This is a genomic window from Streptomyces sp. NPDC001770, from assembly GCF_053596135.1.
Genome location: NZ_JBSFFN010000001.1, coordinates 142,311 through 156,879 on the forward strand (window position 1 = coordinate 142,311; position 14,569 = coordinate 156,879).

Annotated in this window: 15 protein-coding genes; 11 read left to right on the forward strand and 4 right to left on the reverse strand. The window is 75.2% G+C overall.

All coding sequences use genetic code 11. From position 1 onward, the window contains the following. Positions 1 to 47: 47 nt before the first annotated feature. The 4 genes from ACWCSV_RS00580 to ACWCSV_RS00595 all read left to right on the forward strand — a co-directional run bounded on the left by ACWCSV_RS00580 (position 48) and on the right by ACWCSV_RS00595 (position 3,497). Positions 48 to 1,082, forward strand: a complete 1,035-nt coding sequence (locus tag ACWCSV_RS00580) for an acyl-CoA dehydrogenase (protein ID WP_451137685.1) — start codon at positions 48 to 50, stop codon at positions 1,080 to 1,082. Beyond that, positions 1,079 to 1,969 (forward strand): PIG-L deacetylase family protein, encoded by an 891-nt coding sequence (locus ACWCSV_RS00585; protein ID WP_451137686.1) that lies wholly within the window; start codon positions 1,079 to 1,081, stop codon positions 1,967 to 1,969. The genes ACWCSV_RS00580 and ACWCSV_RS00585 overlap by 4 nt, the downstream gene beginning before the upstream one ends. 137 nt (positions 1,970 to 2,106) lie before the next feature. After that, on the forward strand, positions 2,107 to 2,694 hold the full coding sequence (locus ACWCSV_RS00590; protein ID WP_451137959.1) for an SAM-dependent methyltransferase: 588 nt from the start codon (positions 2,107 to 2,109) through the stop codon (positions 2,692 to 2,694). Beyond that, positions 2,691 to 3,497, forward strand: coding sequence for a glycosyltransferase (locus ACWCSV_RS00595; protein WP_451137687.1), 807 nt, complete (start codon positions 2,691 to 2,693; stop codon positions 3,495 to 3,497). Before ACWCSV_RS00590 ends, ACWCSV_RS00595 begins: the two co-directional genes overlap by 4 nt. 60 nt (positions 3,498 to 3,557) lie before the next feature. Here ACWCSV_RS00595 and ACWCSV_RS00600 read toward each other — a convergent pair whose 3' ends face one another. Both ACWCSV_RS00600 and ACWCSV_RS00605 read right to left on the reverse strand, forming a co-directional pair. Beyond that, positions 3,558 to 4,406, reverse strand: coding sequence for a scabin-related ADP-ribosyltransferase (locus ACWCSV_RS00600; protein WP_451137688.1), 849 nt, complete (start codon positions 4,404 to 4,406; stop codon positions 3,558 to 3,560). Positions 4,407 to 4,574: 168 nt separating this feature from the next. Further along, a complete protein-coding gene (locus tag ACWCSV_RS00605) occupies positions 4,575 to 5,252 on the reverse strand; it encodes a TetR/AcrR family transcriptional regulator (protein ID WP_451137689.1) in 678 nt (225 codons plus the stop codon). Between the two features lie 326 nt (positions 5,253 to 5,578). Between ACWCSV_RS00605 and ACWCSV_RS00610 the strand changes: the two genes are divergently transcribed. Further along, on the forward strand, positions 5,579 to 7,144 hold the full coding sequence (locus ACWCSV_RS00610) for an MDR family MFS transporter (RefSeq protein ID WP_451137960.1): 1,566 nt from the start codon (positions 5,579 to 5,581) through the stop codon (positions 7,142 to 7,144). Between the two features lie 80 nt (positions 7,145 to 7,224). Here the strand turns inward: ACWCSV_RS00610 and ACWCSV_RS00615 are convergent, their stop codons facing one another. Then, entirely contained in the window at positions 7,225 to 7,890 is a 666-nt protein-coding gene (locus tag ACWCSV_RS00615; RefSeq protein ID WP_451137690.1) for an HD domain-containing protein, read from the reverse strand. A gap of 140 nt (positions 7,891 to 8,030) precedes the next feature. Here ACWCSV_RS00615 and ACWCSV_RS00620 point away from each other — a divergent pair, with 140 nt between their 5' ends. Then, positions 8,031 to 9,284 carry a S8 family peptidase gene (locus ACWCSV_RS00620; RefSeq protein ID WP_451137691.1) on the forward strand — a complete coding sequence of 418 codons (1,254 nt, stop codon included), beginning with the start codon at positions 8,031 to 8,033 and terminating at the stop codon, positions 9,282 to 9,284. Between the two features lie 91 nt (positions 9,285 to 9,375). On the opposite strand, the gene ACWCSV_RS00625 is transcribed toward ACWCSV_RS00620, so the two are convergent. Continuing rightward, a complete protein-coding gene (locus ACWCSV_RS00625; RefSeq protein WP_451137692.1) occupies positions 9,376 to 10,350 on the reverse strand; it encodes a hypothetical protein in 975 nt (324 codons plus the stop codon). A 449-nt stretch (positions 10,351 to 10,799) separates the two neighbouring features. Between ACWCSV_RS00625 and ACWCSV_RS00630 the strand changes: the two genes are divergently transcribed. The 5 genes from ACWCSV_RS00630 (at position 10,800) to ACWCSV_RS00650 (ending at position 14,528) form a co-directional block, all read left to right on the forward strand. Then, on the forward strand, positions 10,800 to 11,240 hold the full coding sequence (locus ACWCSV_RS00630; RefSeq protein ID WP_451137693.1) for an SsgA family sporulation/cell division regulator: 441 nt from the start codon (positions 10,800 to 10,802) through the stop codon (positions 11,238 to 11,240). A gap of 77 nt (positions 11,241 to 11,317) precedes the next feature. After that, complete coding sequence (locus ACWCSV_RS00635) at positions 11,318 to 12,067, forward strand: LamB/YcsF family protein (RefSeq protein WP_451137961.1); 750 nt, start codon at positions 11,318 to 11,320, stop codon at positions 12,065 to 12,067. Between the two features lie 68 nt (positions 12,068 to 12,135). Beyond that, a complete protein-coding gene (locus ACWCSV_RS00640) occupies positions 12,136 to 12,804 on the forward strand; it encodes a 5-oxoprolinase subunit B family protein (RefSeq protein ID WP_451137962.1) in 669 nt (222 codons plus the stop codon). Further along, complete coding sequence (locus ACWCSV_RS00645) at positions 12,801 to 13,670, forward strand: 5-oxoprolinase subunit C family protein (RefSeq protein WP_451137694.1); 870 nt, start codon at positions 12,801 to 12,803, stop codon at positions 13,668 to 13,670. The genes ACWCSV_RS00640 and ACWCSV_RS00645 overlap by 4 nt, the downstream gene beginning before the upstream one ends. A 168-nt stretch (positions 13,671 to 13,838) precedes the next feature. Further along, positions 13,839 to 14,528, forward strand: a complete 690-nt coding sequence (locus tag ACWCSV_RS00650; protein WP_451137695.1) for a copper homeostasis protein CutC — start codon at positions 13,839 to 13,841, stop codon at positions 14,526 to 14,528. The last annotated feature ends 41 nt before the right edge of the window (positions 14,529 to 14,569 follow it).

The following is a 14,569-nucleotide window of genomic DNA, read 5'->3' on the forward strand; positions in this document are numbered from 1 at the left end:
GCTGGCATGGGAGGGGGACGTGCAGGTCCACGATCGAAGGAGTACGTGTGCGCACGACCGTCACCACGGATCAGGAACCCGTGTCCGAGACACCCGTGACGCCGGACGCCGTCGCGTGGCGCCGCGCCGCGGCCGACCGGTTCGCGTCCTGGGTACGCGCCGGTGCGGCGGACGTGCCGCTGCCCGGGTCCGGCCGCACCTGGGAGAGGTTCCAGGCCCTGCACGGGCTGGGCCGCGAGGACCTGGCGCTGGCCCGGCTCGCCGAGGGCCACGCCGACGCGGTGGCCATCCTCGCCGAACTGGGCGCCTCCGCCCCCGCCACCGGCGAGCTCTGGGGTGTCTGGGCCGCCCAGCCCCCCGGTGCCCGGCTGACGGCACGGCCCGGGGCGGACGGCCTCTGGCAGCTGGACGGAGTGAAGCCGTACTGCTCCGGTGCGCACAGCTGCACGCACGCGCTGGTCACCGCCGACACCGAGCAGGGGCGACGGCTGTTCGCCCTGGCCACAGCCGTGCCCGGGTACGCCCCGGTGCCCGGCACCTGGCAGGCGGTCGGCATGGCGGGCAGCGACACCCCGGACGTGCGGTTCACCGGGGTGCCCGCGGTGCCGGTGGGCGGCGTCGACGCCTATGTCCGCCGCCCCGGGTTCGCGCACGGGGGCATCGGAGTCGCCGCCTGCTGGCTGGGCGGGGCGCGCGGGGTGGCCGACACCCTGTTCGCCTCCGCCGCCCGCCGCGCCCCCGACCAGATCGCCGCCGCCCACCTGGGCGCGGTGGACGTCGCCCTGCACGGGGCGGAGTGCGTGCTGCGGATCGCCGCCGCCGAGATCGACGCCGACCCGGCGGACCGCGGTGGCGAGGCCGCGCTGCGGGCCATGCGCGCCCGGGCGGCTGTGGAGCGGGTCAGCACCCTCGTGCTGGACCACGTCGGCCGTGCGCTCGGGGCCGGACCGCTCTGCCACGACGCCCGGCACGCCCGCCGCGTCGCCGACCTCACCGTCTACCTCCGCCAGCACCACGGGGACCGCGACCTCGCGGCCCTGGGGAGCGCCCTGGTGGCTCCGCCCGAGGACACCCCCCGATGAGCGGCACCGAAACCGGCCCCAGGCCCGCCCCAGCCGCGACAGCGCCCACCCCAGCCGCGACAGCGCCCGCCCCAGCCGCGACAACGCCCACCCTCGCGGCGCCGCCCGCCTCCGGGACCGGCCCGACCGGGCGCGAGCGGGCCGCCGCCGCACTCCGGGCGGCGGGCACCCCCGAGGCGGAGTGGGCGCGCTGGGAAGGCTGGCGGGCGCTGGCGGACGCTCCCCGGATCGACGGGCCGGTGGTCGTGGTCGCCGCCCACCCCGACGACGAGGTGCTGGGCGTCGGCGGCACCCTGGCCCGGCTCACCACCGCGGGCGTGGAGGTCCACGTCGTCACTGTCACCGACGGTGAGGCCTCCCACCCGGGCAGCCGCCGTGTGCCGCCGGACGCACTCGCCCGGCTGCGCTCGGCCGAGCTCGCCGCCGCCCTCGACGACCTGGGCGTCGACCGCCACCGCCGGACCCGCCTCGGAGTACCGGACACCCGGGTGGACGCGTACGAGAACGAGGTGGCCGCGCGTCTCGTGGACGTACTGCGGACCACCGGCGCCCAGCTCTGCCTGGCACCGTGGACCGGGGACCTGCACGCCGACCACGAGGCGGCGGGCCGTTCGGCGCGCACGGCGTCCCGGGTCACCGGTACCGCGCTCTGGTCCTACCCGGTGTGGACGTGGCACTGGGCCGTGCCCGGCGACCCCCGGGTGCCCTGGGACACGGTCCGGCGGCTGCCACTGACCGCCGCAGAACAGGCCCGCAAGGCGGCCGCCGTCGGCCGGTTCCGTACCCAGATCGCCCCGCTCGCGGACGACCCCGACGACCCCACCGTCATCCTGCCGCCGGCCGAACTGCTCCACCACCGCCGCGCCTTCGAGGTGATCCTGCTGTGAGCCCCGACCGGCCCGTCGGCCCCGACCGGCCCGTCAGCCCCGACCGGCCCGTCAGCCCCGACCGGCCCGTCAGCCCCGACCGGCCCGGGACGGGCGAGGGGACGGGCGCCTCCACCCCGGCCTCGTACTTCGCGCGGATGTACTCCGGTACGGCGGACCCCTGGGACCTCGCCGGCCGCTGGTACGAACAGCGCAAGTACGCGCTGACCCTCGCGGCCCTGCCCCGCCGCCGCTACCGCAGGGCCTTCGAGCCGGGCTGCTCGGTGGGCGTCCTGACGCGGCTGCTCGCCGAGCGGTGCGACACGGTGCTGGCCACCGACCGGGTCCCCGCCGCCGTCGCCGAGGCCGCCGCGCGCAACCGCGACCTGCCCCAGGTGGAGGTGCGCGCCCTCACCGTGCCCGAGGAGTGGCCGGAGGGCACCTTCGACCTGATCGTGCTCTCGGAGCTGCTCTACTACTTCGACGCGCCCGCGCTGGCCGGGATCCTGGCGCGTGCGGTCACCGCCCTGGAGCCCGGCGGGACCCTGGTGACCGTGCACTGGGACCACCCGGTTCCCGAGCACCGGCTCACCGGGACAGAGCTGGCGCCGCTGCTGCGGGAGGTGCCGGGGCTGGTGGCCGGGGCGGAGTTCCACGACCCCGACTTCGTCCTGAGCCTGCACCACCGCCCTCTGGCGGACGGCTCGCCGCCGCCCTCCCCGGCCCGCGCCGAGGGGCTGGTGTGAGGCGGCGTGTCGACGGGCTCGTGGTCGCCGTCCCGGCGCACGACGAGGCCGACACCCTGCCCGCCGCGCTGCGTGCCGTCCGCGTCGCCGAACGGTACGCGCGCAGTCGCCTGCCGGACATGCCCCCGCTGACCCTGGTGGTCGCCGCCGACGCCTGCGCCGACCCGACCGCGGCGTTGGCCCGTCGGGCGGGCGCTGACGTGGTGACGACCGGCCACCGGTCGGCCGGAGCGGCCCGGGCGGACGCCGTCGCGCACGGGCTGCGACGGGCGGCCACCCCCGCCGCGCACACCTGGATCGCGACGACCGACGCCGACAGCCGGGTCCCCGCCGACTGGATCGCCCACCAGCTGACCTGCGCCCGCGACGGCTGGGACTGCGTGCTGGGCACGGTCCGCCTCGCCCCGGCCCGCTCTCTGGAGGAGGCGGTCGTACGGGACCTGCACCTCGCGTCCTACTTCGCGCAGCGGCCGGCGGGTGCCGGCTCCGGGTGGGAGCACCCGCACGTGCACGGCGCCAACTTCGGCGTGGCGGCGGACGCCTACCTGCGCGCCGGGGGGTTTCCCCGCGTCCCGTCCGGTGAGGACCGCGCGCTGGCCCGCGCGCTCGGCGACCGGGGCGCCCGGGTGCTGCGGACGAACGCCTGCGCCGTCGAGACCTCCGGCAGGCTCACACCCCGCGCCCCGCACGGGTTCGGCGCGTTCCTGGGCGCGCTCCGGACCGGGGCTCCCCCCACGGACAGCGCCGCGGGCGGGCCGCTGCACCCCGGCGGAGGCGGTCGGGCGGAGTCCGGGACGGTATGACGGGGCCCCGGGGCGTCGCCGCCGGGGGCCCGCACCGTGCCGGGGACTCGCGTCGGAGGGTTACCGCGCGCTCAGCGAGAGGGCGCCCGTGGGGGTGAGGGAGACGGAACCCGCCGGGACCGGCGATCCGGGGGCCGCCGGGGCCGGGGCGGTGGAGGGCGTCGGAGCGGTGGAGGTGGAGGTCGCGGGAGCGGACGTGTCGGCGTCCGCCGGGAGCTCCCTGGTACGGCCGACGGGACGGAAGTCCGGGTTGGTGATACAGCCCAGGTTCTCGTAGATGTCCACGTTGTTCTGCGGGTTCTTGCCGGCCCAGTGGTACTGGCACGCCCCCTCGATGAACCGGCCCTGGATCCCGCCGATGAAGTCGATCTCCTTGTTCCACAGGTACTGCGACTGGATGCCGGTCATCCGCGCGGTGGCGTTGATGTCGATCCCGCCCGGCGCCTGGATCGCGTACACCCAGCCGTCGTTGTTGTTCCCCGTGGCGAAGCCCTGTGCCACCCAGCGGTCGCAGCTGGTGCTCACATGCGCGGAGTTCTGGCCGCCGCCTCCGATGATCCACTTCGCCAGTGGCGTCACCTCCGTGCCCAGCGGGGTGAAGCCGCTGCGGAAGATCGCCCGGGGGTCCGGCCGGGTGTCCCCGCGCCACAGCGTGTTGTCGTCGTGGCGCCAGTACCAGCCCTCGCTGATCGCGGCCGTGTCCACCTGGGGCCGCAGCGCGCGGTTGGTGGTCGTCCGCTCCCAGTCCGAGGACCGGTAGCCGCCGGTCGGTCCGCAGGGGCCGGTGTCGCGGATCTGCTCCGGGGTGCCCGGGAAGGGGTCGGTGTCGGCGCTCGCCGTGGAGGCGAAGGCCAGTGAGGTGGCGGCGAAGGCGGCGGCGGAAGCGATCCGCAGCGCGGTCTTGAACATGGCGGGGGAGTCCCTCGGTCGGGTGCACGGACCGTGTTCCCTAGCCCGAACCCGGGGTGCGGGCCCCTGGCGACCGCGCCCACCACCCACCGGCACCACAGGGTTCACCTGCCCGGCGCAGGCGGGCGGAGGTTTTTTCGACGGGGCCCGAGCCGGACACCACCCGGGTCAGGCCGGCGTGTCCCCCGCGCCCGGGGACTCCGCCGCGCCCGGGGACTCCGCCGCGCCCGGGGACTCCGCCGCGCCGGGGGACTCCGCCGCCTGGGCTTCCGTCGCGCCCGGCGACGGGACGAGCCGGTGGGCGATGTCGCGGGCCACCCGGGCGATCTCGTCGTCGGAGACCTCGAGACCCCGCGAGGCGAGCAGGGCGAGGTTCACGCTGAGCAGGGCGGACCGCAGCCGCAGCTTCTCCTCCACCGTGGCGTCGGGCCCGCCCATGACCTCGCTCAGCTCGGCGAACTTCTCGAGGGCGCCGCCCTTGTCGGGGCGCAGCTCGTGGATCACCCGGTGGTTGGCGGTCGCGAACTGGATGGCGGGCATGCCCTCGGCGATGAAGACGTCGACCATCCGGTCCACGATCCGGGTGGCGAGATCCGGGCCGGAGGGCTGCTCCCGCGCCCACTCCACCAGGGCGTCGACCGCCTCCAGATAGGTGGTGAAGAGCGAGAGGACGATGTCCTCCTTGCTCTTGAAGTGGTAGTAGAGGGCCGCCTTCGTGATGCCCAGCCGCTCGGCGATCTCCCGCAGCGAGGTCGCGTCGTACCCCTGCTCGGTGAAGAGTTCCAGGGCCACCTTGCGGATCTCGGCCCGTGTGTCGATGCCCCGTCGGCGTCCTGCGGCTGTCATGGCTGTGCGTTCCTTTCGCCCCGAGCGTCTCGTCTCCGCACGGGAGCGCCCTGCGTCGATCGTGGTCCCCCTGCCCCCCTTTGCCAACTTACCGTACGGCAAGTAATCTACTGACCGCCCGGTAAGTGGATTCCGGGATCAGCCTGCCCTGCCGCCGAGCCGATGACACCGCTGTCGTCCCCGGACAGGGCCCCTGCCGCCGAGTTCGGGTCCGTCGTGCGACCCCCTTCCTGACCGAAAGGCATTGCGCCGTGACGCAGACCTCCCCCGCCCCGGCCGCTGCCGGGGCAGCCCCGGAACCGCCACGCTTCACCCACCGCGAGATCATGGTCACGATGAGCGGCCTGGTCATCGCGATGCTGCTCGCGATGCTCGACAACATGATCGTGGCGCCCGCGCTGCCCACGATCGTCGGGGACCTCGGCGGCCTCAAGCACCTCGCGTGGGTGACCACCGGATACATCCTCGCCTCGACCGTCGCGACCCCGATCTGGGGCAAACTCGGCGACCTGCTCGGCCGGCGCATCACCTTCATCACCTCCATCGCGATCTTCCTGATCGGATCCGCGCTCTGCGGCCTCTCCCAGAACATGGGCGAACTGATCGGCTTCCGCGCCCTCCAGGGCCTCGGCGCCGGCGGGCTCATGGTCGGCGTGATGGCGGTGCTGGCCGAGATCGTGCCGCCCCGCGACCGCAGCAAGTACCAGGGCGTGATGATGGCGGTCATGCCCGTCGCCATGATCGGCGGCCCGCTCGCCGGTGGCTTCATCACCGACAACCTCAACTGGCGCTGGGCCTTCTACGTCAACCTGCCGCTCGGCATCGTCGCGCTGTTCGTCTGCTGGTTCGTCCTCGCCAAGCTCCCGCGCAAGACCGCCGCCCGCGTCCGCATCGACTGGACCGGCGCCGCGCTGCTCAGCATCTGGATCACCACCCTGGTCCTGATCACCAGCTGGGGCGGCAGCGAGTACGACTGGGACTCGGCCATGATCCTCGGTCTCGCCGCGGTCACCGTGGCCGTCTTCGCCGCGTTCGTCCTCGTCGAGCGCCGCGCCGAGGAACCGATCATGCCGCTGTCGGTCTTCGCCGACCGCAACTTCTCCCTCGCCGGTGCGCTCAGCTTCATCGTCGGCTTCGCCATGTTCGGCGGGATCACCTTGCTGCCGCAGTTCCAGCAGTACGTCCAGGGCTCCTCCGCGACCAACAGCGGCCTGCTGCTCATGCCGATGATGCTCGCCGCGATGGTGCTCTCCCTCGCCGGCGGTACGTACATCAGCAAGACCGGCCGCTACCGCATCCTGCCCATCGCGGGTACCGCCCTGATGGCGGCGGGCCTCGCCCTCTTCGCGACCATGGGCCCCGACACCACCCGCTTCACCACCGGGCTCTTCATGGTGGTGCTCGGCCTCGGCATGGGCTGCCTGATGCAGACCACCATGCTCATCGCGCAGAACAGCGCCCCGCTGCGCGACATCGGCGCCGCCACCGGCGCGGCCACCTTCCTCCGCAACATGGGTGGCTCGCTCGGCGTCTCCCTGCTCGGCACCCTGTACGCCAGCACGCTCACCGACTCCTTCACCTCGGCCGCCGGTTCGGCGGCGGGAGCCGCCGAGGCCGGCTCCTCGGTCTCCGGCATGACCCCCCAGGCGCTGCGCGCCCTGCCCGAAGCGGTCCAGCACGCCTTCGCCCAGGCGGTCAGCGACGGCGTCGACACCGCCTTCGCCTGGGGCGCGGGTGCCGCGGCCGCCGGCATCGTCATCGCCCTCTTCATCCGCCAGGTGCCGCTGCGCGGTTTCACCGGCGCCGACGCGAAGAGGACCGAAGCGGCGGAGGCGACGGAAGCGGCGTCCGGGACCGGCACGGCGGTCGCGGCTCCGGCAGCCGCCGAGTGACCCGCTGACCTCCACCCGCTCGTGACCGCGCCCCGTACGGAACTTCCGTACGGGGCGCGGTCGTCGGCGGGCACGCCCCGTCACGGCAGCACGGCCTCCAGCAGCTCCAGCTCCGTCGTCAGGTTCTGCCGCGCCCGCGCCTCCCAGTGCCCGGCCCCGTACGGCGTACGGAACAGCCTCGGCAGTCCGAGCAGTTGCCGCAGCACACCGGCCCGGCCCTCCCGGAAGAGGTCGTCCGGCACGAAGCCGTACTCCGCGCGGACCTCGGCGGTGTAGTGCGCGTACTCCTTGGGGCCCGACGCGAGGATCGCCAGATCGGCGTCGCACAGCACCTCGCCGTTGCGGTCGCCCTCTGCCGGGTCGTGCGTCACGGTGAGCCGGACCAGCCGCGCCACCTCGGCGGTCGCCCCGGCCGGGACTCCCGCCTCCGGCAGGGCCCGCTCGGCGAGGGCGGCGCTGCGCTCCTCGTTCTCGGAGCGGTCGGGCCGGTAGACCGCGTCGTGGAACCAGGCGGCCAGCCGGACGAGTTCCGGCGCACCGGCGTGCGCGGCGAGGACGTCGATCCCGTCCAGGACCGCCGTCAGATGCGCGGTGGTGTGGTACTTCCGCTGCGGCTCGGCCCACCGTTCCAGCAGGTTCTCCGCGTACGGGAGCGGATCGGGCCCGGCCGCCCCGCCCCGGGCGGCCACCAGGGCCTCCTGCCAGCGGATGCGGAGATCGGGGGTGTGCGCGGTGTCGTCGGACATGCGGGAACTCTAAGGCTGTTCCCTGACGCTCACGGTCCCAGGCCCGAACGGGGGAGCGCACTGCGGAAGTGCTTCCGGTGCGCGGCGAACCTCCGGGACGGGTCATTGGCCGGGGACTTTTCGCATGATCGTCTCGGTCCGTGCACACTCGCCACGCGCTCGTACTCGCGTCCGCATTCGCCCTGGCCCTCGCGGGCCCCCTCGCCACCAGTGCGGCTTCCGCCCCCACGCCGCCGAACCCGGAACCCGCGCCGCTGATCCGTACGGGGGACCCGATCCCCGGCCGGTACATCGTCACCCTCGACCCGCTCGTGGACGCGGCCAGGACCGCGCAGAAGCTGGGTCTGACGCCGACCTTCACGTACAGCAAGGCGCTCAACGGCTTCGCCGTCCCGCTCACCCCGGCCCAGCTGACGACCCTCCGCAGCACCCCCGGCGTGACGTCGGTGGAGGAGGACGCGAAGAACTCCGTCCCCGTGTCGGAAGCCGTCCCCGCGTACACCCCCGTCCCCGCCTCCAGGGCCGCGAACGCCGTGGCAGTAGCCGCCCGCCGCGCACCGGCCTCCACCTGGGGCCTGGACCGCATCGACCAGCGGAACCTGCCGCTCGACGGCGACTTCACCACCGGCGGCGACGGTGCCGGGGTGACCGCGTACATCCTCGACTCCGGCATCGACTACCAGCACACCGAGTTCGGCGAGGCCGATGGGACCCGCGCCTCCTTCGGCTTCGACGCCGTGGGCGACGGCCGCAGGGGCGCGGACTGCCACGGCCACGGCACGCACGTCGCGGGCACCGTCGCGGGCGGCACGTACGGCGTCGCCCGCCGGGCGAGCCTGGTCAGCGTCCGGGTCCTGGGCTGCGACGGGTCGGGGTCGAACTCCGGGCTGGTCGCGGCCCTGGACTGGGTCGCCCGGAACGCCGTGCAGCCCGCCGTCCTCAACGGCTCCCTGGGCGGCGGCAAGTCCCAGGCGGTCAACCGCGCCACGACCGCGCTCTCCACCGCGGGGGTCCTCCCCGTTCTCGCGGCGGGCAACGACGCCAAGGACGCTTGCGACGCCTCGCCCGCCTCGGCCGACGGGGCCCTGACCGTCGCGGCCTCCAACCGCTCCGACGCGCAGGCCTCCTTCTCCAACTGGGGCGAATGCGTCGAGCTCTACGCGCCGGGCCAGGACATCGTCTCGGCCAGGCTCGGCGGCGGCTCGGTCTCCCTGAACGGCACGTCCATGGCGGCGCCCCACGTCACCGGCCTCGCCGTCCTCTACAAGCAGGCCCACCCCGGCGCCGGCCCCGCCGAAGTCGCCGCCTGGATCGACGAGGTGTCCACCAAGGACGTCCTGACGGGCGTCAGCCAGGGCACCCCCAACCACCTTCTCTTCACCGACGGCCTGTAGACCCGCCCGCCCGGTCCCGGCGGAACGCCCCCGGAACGCCCCGCCGGAACGCCCGGTGGGGCGTTCCGGCGGGACCGGAGCCCCCGGCTCCCTACCCGGCGGCCGGGAGGTGGACGGCGAGGAGGTTCGGGTCCTCGTCGGTGGTGTACGCGCCGCTCGCGACGTACGCCGTGGCTCCCCGAACCGCCAGCGAGGTGGGGTTCTGCAGACCGTCGGCGGCCGTCAGCACCGTGGAGTGCGTGCCGTCCCGCCGCACCAGGGCGACCGTGTTGTCCGCGTTGATCGCGGCCAGCAGGGTGTCACCGGGCCCGGTGAACGCGATGTCGTCGATGTTCACCAGGCCGGTGGCCCGGGTCTCGACCGCTCCGGCCGTGCCCCGCTGGGTGATCGGGATGCGCAGGACGGTTCCCCGGTCCAGGTTGGTCACCCAGGCGGCACCATGGTGGATCTTGATGCCGTTCGCCCCCAGGAACCCGGCGGCGTCCAGCTCGGGTGCCTTGGCCCACCCGGTGGGCGTACCGCCGGCCACGGGCACCCGCCACACCGTGCCGAGGACGGAGTCGGCGACGTACAGGAGGCCGCTGCGGTCGTCGAGGGCCAGCCCGTTGGGCAGGCCGTCGGCGGGGAGCGCGGCGATGCGCCGCGGGGTGCCGCCGGGGCGCAGGCGCCACAGGCCGGTCAGATCGCTGCTGCCGGTCGCGTAGAGGAAGTACAGCGTCCCGTCCCCGGCGCGGACGATGCCGCCGAGGAACGGCTGTGCCAGCGCGGGGGTCGTGGCGCCGGCCGGAGGCTCCGGCAGGGTGGCGAGGACCCGCACCCGGCCGTCGGGGGCGATGCGGGCGATCCGGCGGCTGAAGGCGAAGGTGACGTCGGCGCTGCCGTCGGGCTCCAGGGTGATGTTCTCCGGCCGCTGGCCGTCCGCCATGTCGAGGTGCGCCACGAAGTGTCCCCGGGGTACGGAGGAGCCGGATGCGGCGGTGGCGGGTCCGGCGGCGGTGGCGGCGAGAACCGCCGCCGCGACCACGCCGATGAGGCGGGTGCGCTTGAGTTTCACGGGTGTCGTCATCGTTGGTTCTTCCTCTGATCCCGGCGGCCGTTGTCCGCCGACTTCGGACGCACCGGGGCGCACGTCCCCTCCGCAAGCCAGGGCCTCTCGTTCGGATCACGCCGGGCTCGCGTGCCCCCGTGCCCCACCTCGCGGCGTTGTCGTCGGCCGACGACGCTCCGCGTCGCCTCCCCCTCCGCCTCGCGAGGTACGGCACCGGACCCCGCCCCCCGATCCAGCCTGATCCCAGGAAATGACCCTAGGCGGACGTCCGTCCGCCGCCTGTTCTCCCGGCGCACCGTCAGTTGACCCCTGGTGCCGTACGCGGGGTGCGCGGCGGGGGGATCGCCGAGGGCCGGGCACGGTGCTCTCGCGGGCCACACCTCGTACGCTTCCGGGCAAACGACCGGCCGGCCGCGGTCCTAACGTCGGGAGAGGAGGCGCGGACGAACCCGACGAACGGACACGACATGACCCAGCCGTCTTTCAGCACCGCCGGGACCTCGGTCGCGCACCAGGTGTCCGTCCACGTCCACGTCGCGGACGAACCCCCGGTGTCGTTGCCCGCCGAGCTGCGGTACGAGAGGTCCGACCCCTACGCCGTACGCCTCGCGCTCGGGACGATGTCGGCCAGAACCGTCGACTGGGTCTTCGCACGCGGCCTCCTGTCGGAGGGAACGATCCGCCCGGCGGGCACCGGAAGCATCCTGGTGACCCCCCGCCGGGGGTGCCCGGGCGACGTGGTGCGGATCGTCGTCCGGTCACCGGCGGGGTCCGCCGTGCTGGACATCGCCGCTCCGGCGGTCGGCGCGTTCCTGGAACGGGCCGCCCGGGTCGTGCCCCCGGGCGAGGAGAGGCACCACCTCGACCTCGACCGGCTGGTGACCGAACTCCTCGCCGACGGCGACTGACGGCGACCTGCGGCGACCGACGGCGACCCGGTACGGGGGCGGCGGGGCGCGCTAGCGTGCTCCACGTGACCACCACCATGGACCTCAACGCCGACCTCGGCGAAGGCTTCGGCCGTTGGACGCTCACCGACGACGACGCGCTGCTCTCCTGCGTCACCAGCGCCAACGTGGCCTGCGGCTTCCACGCGGGCGACCCGGCGGTGATGCGCCGTGTCTGCGAGGGCGCGGCGGCCCGGGGCGTGACGATCGGGGCGCAGGTGTCCTACCGGGACCTGGCAGGGTTCGGACGCCGCTCGATGGACGTCCCCGCGGCCGAACTGGCCGCCGAAATCGCCTACCAGATCGGTGCGTTGCGGGTCTTCGCCGAGGCGGCCGGCTCCCGCGTCGCGTACGTGAAACCGCACGGCGCGCTCTACAACCGCGCGGTCCACGACGACGCGCAGGCGCGCGCCGTGATCGAGGGGGTGCTGCTGGCCGGCGGCGGCCTCCCCGTCCTCGGCCTGCCCGGCTCCCGACTGCTCGCCCACGCCCGTGAGGCTCGACTGGGCGCGGTGGAAGAGGCGTTCGCGGACCGCGCGTACACCCCGCAGGGCACCCTGGTGCCGCGCGGCGAGGCGGGCGCGGTGGTGGAGGACCCCGACGAGGTCGTGCGCCGCGCGGTCCGGATGACGGTGGACCGCACCGTCGTCGCCGACGACGGCAGCACCGTTCCGGTCGCCGCCCGCTCCCTCTGCCTGCACGGCGACACCCCCGGCGCGGCGGCGCTCGCCCGGCGGGTGCGGGCCGCGCTGGAGGAAGCGGGCGTCGGTGTCCGGGCGTTCGCGTGAGCGGCACGGGGAGCGCGAGCGAGGCGGGTACGGGGAGCGAGGGTGGCACGGAGCCGGGGGCGGCCTCCGTGCGGGTGCTGCCGGCCGGGCCGGACGGGCTCCTGGTCGAACTCGCCTCCGGTGAGGCCGCCGAGGCGTTCCACGCCGAGGTGCTGCGCCGCCGCGACCGGGGCGAGCTGCCGCCGGTCCGCGAGATCGTGCCCGGCGCGCGCACGGTCCTGCTCGACGGGATCGGGGCCGCCGGGCGTGCAGGTGGAGCCGGGCTCGACCGGTTCGCCCGCGAGCTGGCCGGGTGGACCGTGCGGCCGCTGCGCCGCGCGGACGGCCCCGCCGTGGAGATCCCGGTGGTCTACGACGGCCCGGACCTCGACGGGGTCGCCGCGCTCTGGGGCGTACCGCGCGGGGAGGTGGCCGCCCTGCACTCCGGTACGGCGTTCCGCGTCGCGTTCTGCGGGTTCGCCCCCGGGTTCGGGTACCTCACCGGGCTTCCCGAGCGCCTGCACGTACCCCGGCGCGCGACCCCGCGTACCCGGGTCCCGGTGGGGGCGGTCGCGCTGGCCGGGCCGTACACCGGGGTCTACCCGCGTGTCTCGCCCGGCGGCTGGCAGCTGATCGGTCACATGCCGGACCCGGCCCGGCTCTGGGATCCGGCCCGCGACCCGGCGGCCCTGCTGGTCCCGGGGGCGCGGGTGCGCTTCGTACCGGTGGACTCCCCGAGCGGGAAGGAGCGGGCGTGAGCGGGTTGCTGCACGTGGTGCGCGCCGGCGCGCTGACCACCGTCCAGGACGCCGGGCGCACCGGCTGGGCGCACCTCGGCGTCCCCCGGGCCGGGGCGCTGGACGCGCCCGCGCACCGGCTCGCCAACCGGCTGGTGGGCAACGACCCCACCGCCGCCGTGCTGGAGACCACCGTCACCGGCTGCGCGGTCCGCCCCGACCGGACCGTGGTCGCGGTGGTCGGCGGCGCCGTCTGCCGGGTGACGGTCGACGGCCGCCCGGCGGCCTGGGGCGCCCCCGTCCGGGTGGCGGCGGGCGCGGTGCTGGAGGCGGGTCCCGCGCTCAGCGGCGTGCGGAGCTACCTGGCGTTCGCGGGCGGCCTGGAGCCGGAACCGGCGCTGGGCAGCCGCTCGGCCGACCTGCTCTCCGGGCTCGGCCCGCCCCCGCTCCGCGACGGGGACACGCTGCCGCTCGGCGAACCGCCCGCCACCCTCCCCGCGCTCCCGGCCGCCGCGCCCTGGGCGGCGGCTCCCGCCGCGCCCGGCGGGCTCGTACTGCCGCTCCACCCGGGCCCCCGGCGTGCCTGGTTCACCGAGGACGCCCTGCGGACCCTGACGACGGCCGCGTACCGCGTCTCCGCCGCGAGCAACCGCGTCGGGCTGCGCACCGAGGGCCCCGCGCTGGAACGGGCCGTCGGCGGCGAACTCCCCAGCGAGGGCATGGTGCTCGGCGCGGTCCAGGTCCCGCCGGACGGCCGGCCGGTGGTGTTCCTGCACGACCACCCGACGACCGGCGGCTACCCGGTCGTCGGGGTCGTCCCGCGCCACGCCCTCGCGGCGGCGGCCCAGGCGGTCCCGGGGACACCGCTCCGGTTCGTACGGATGTGACACCAACTAAGGGCTTTGCCGAGGTCAGGGTCACCCGCAAGGGCCCGTGAGGGCTGCGCCGCCGCGCGATCGACCGTAGGCTGGCCCGGATATTGGCCTAGACCTCTTGACGTCGGTCCCATCCGATCCGGTCCGATCCGAGGGCGTCATCCCGAGAAGTGGGGACACATGAGCAAGCGCGCACTCCTGGAGGTGATCGCGCTCGACGCCGAGGACGCGGTCGCGGCCCAGGCCGGTGGGGCGGACCGACTCGAACTGGTCACCGACATGGCCGCCGACGGCCTCACCCCGCCCCGGGAGACCTTCGCCGCCATCCGGGCGGCCGTCGACATCCCGCTGCGCGTGATGCTCCGGCAGGAGGACGGGTTCGCCGTCGGTGACATCGACCGCCTCCTCGGGCGGCTGGGCGAGCTCCGCGAGGCCGGTGCCGACCAGTTCGTCTTCGGATTCCTGGACCGGGACGGCCACGCCGACCTGGTCACCGTCGAACGGCTCGTCGCCGAACTCGGCGGCTGCCCCTGGACGTTCCACCGCGCGATCGACCGGGCCACCGACCGGGGCTCGCTGCGCAAGCAGCTCGCCGACCTGCCCGGACTCGACACCTACCTGACGGCGGGCGCCGCGACCGGGGTCGACGACGGCGTACCGATCCTGGTCGACGAGGCCGCCCGCTCCCGCGAACCGGGGTACGAGCCGCGGATCCTGGTCGGCGGCGGCCTCCGCCTCGAACACCTGCCGAGCCTGCGGGCCGCCGGACTCGACGCCTTCCACATCGGCGGCGCCGCCCGCCCGCACGGCTGGACCGGCCCGGTGGACGAGGCCGCGGTGCGCACCTGGCGCGAGGCCATCGACGCGTAGGCGGGATCCGGTGGGCGCGGTCCCGCGGGGAGAGGCACGGG

Bases quoted from the DNA above. Each gene is read 5' to 3' on its own strand.
- ACWCSV_RS00585 (WP_451137686.1), top strand. From the start codon at position 1,079: ATGAGCGGCACCGAAACCGGCCCCAGGCCCGCCCCAGCCGCGACAGCG.
- ACWCSV_RS00590 (WP_451137959.1), top strand. From the start codon at position 2,107: ATGTACTCCGGTACGGCGGACCCCTGGGACCTCGCCGGCCGCTGGTAC.
- ACWCSV_RS00600 (WP_451137688.1), bottom strand. From the start codon at position 4,406: ATGTTCAAGACCGCGCTGCGGATCGCTTCCGCCGCCGCCTTCGCCGCC.
- ACWCSV_RS00605 (WP_451137689.1), bottom strand. From the start codon at position 5,252: ATGACAGCCGCAGGACGCCGACGGGGCATCGACACACGGGCCGAGATC.
- ACWCSV_RS00610 (WP_451137960.1), top strand. From the start codon at position 5,579: ATGGTCACGATGAGCGGCCTGGTCATCGCGATGCTGCTCGCGATGCTC.
- ACWCSV_RS00615 (WP_451137690.1), bottom strand. From the start codon at position 7,890: ATGTCCGACGACACCGCGCACACCCCCGATCTCCGCATCCGCTGGCAG.
- ACWCSV_RS00625 (WP_451137692.1), bottom strand. From the start codon at position 10,350: ATGACGACACCCGTGAAACTCAAGCGCACCCGCCTCATCGGCGTGGTC.
- ACWCSV_RS00630 (WP_451137693.1), top strand. From the start codon at position 10,800: ATGACCCAGCCGTCTTTCAGCACCGCCGGGACCTCGGTCGCGCACCAG.
- ACWCSV_RS00635 (WP_451137961.1), top strand. From the start codon at position 11,318: ATGGACCTCAACGCCGACCTCGGCGAAGGCTTCGGCCGTTGGACGCTC.
- ACWCSV_RS00650 (WP_451137695.1), top strand. From the start codon at position 13,839: ATGAGCAAGCGCGCACTCCTGGAGGTGATCGCGCTCGACGCCGAGGAC.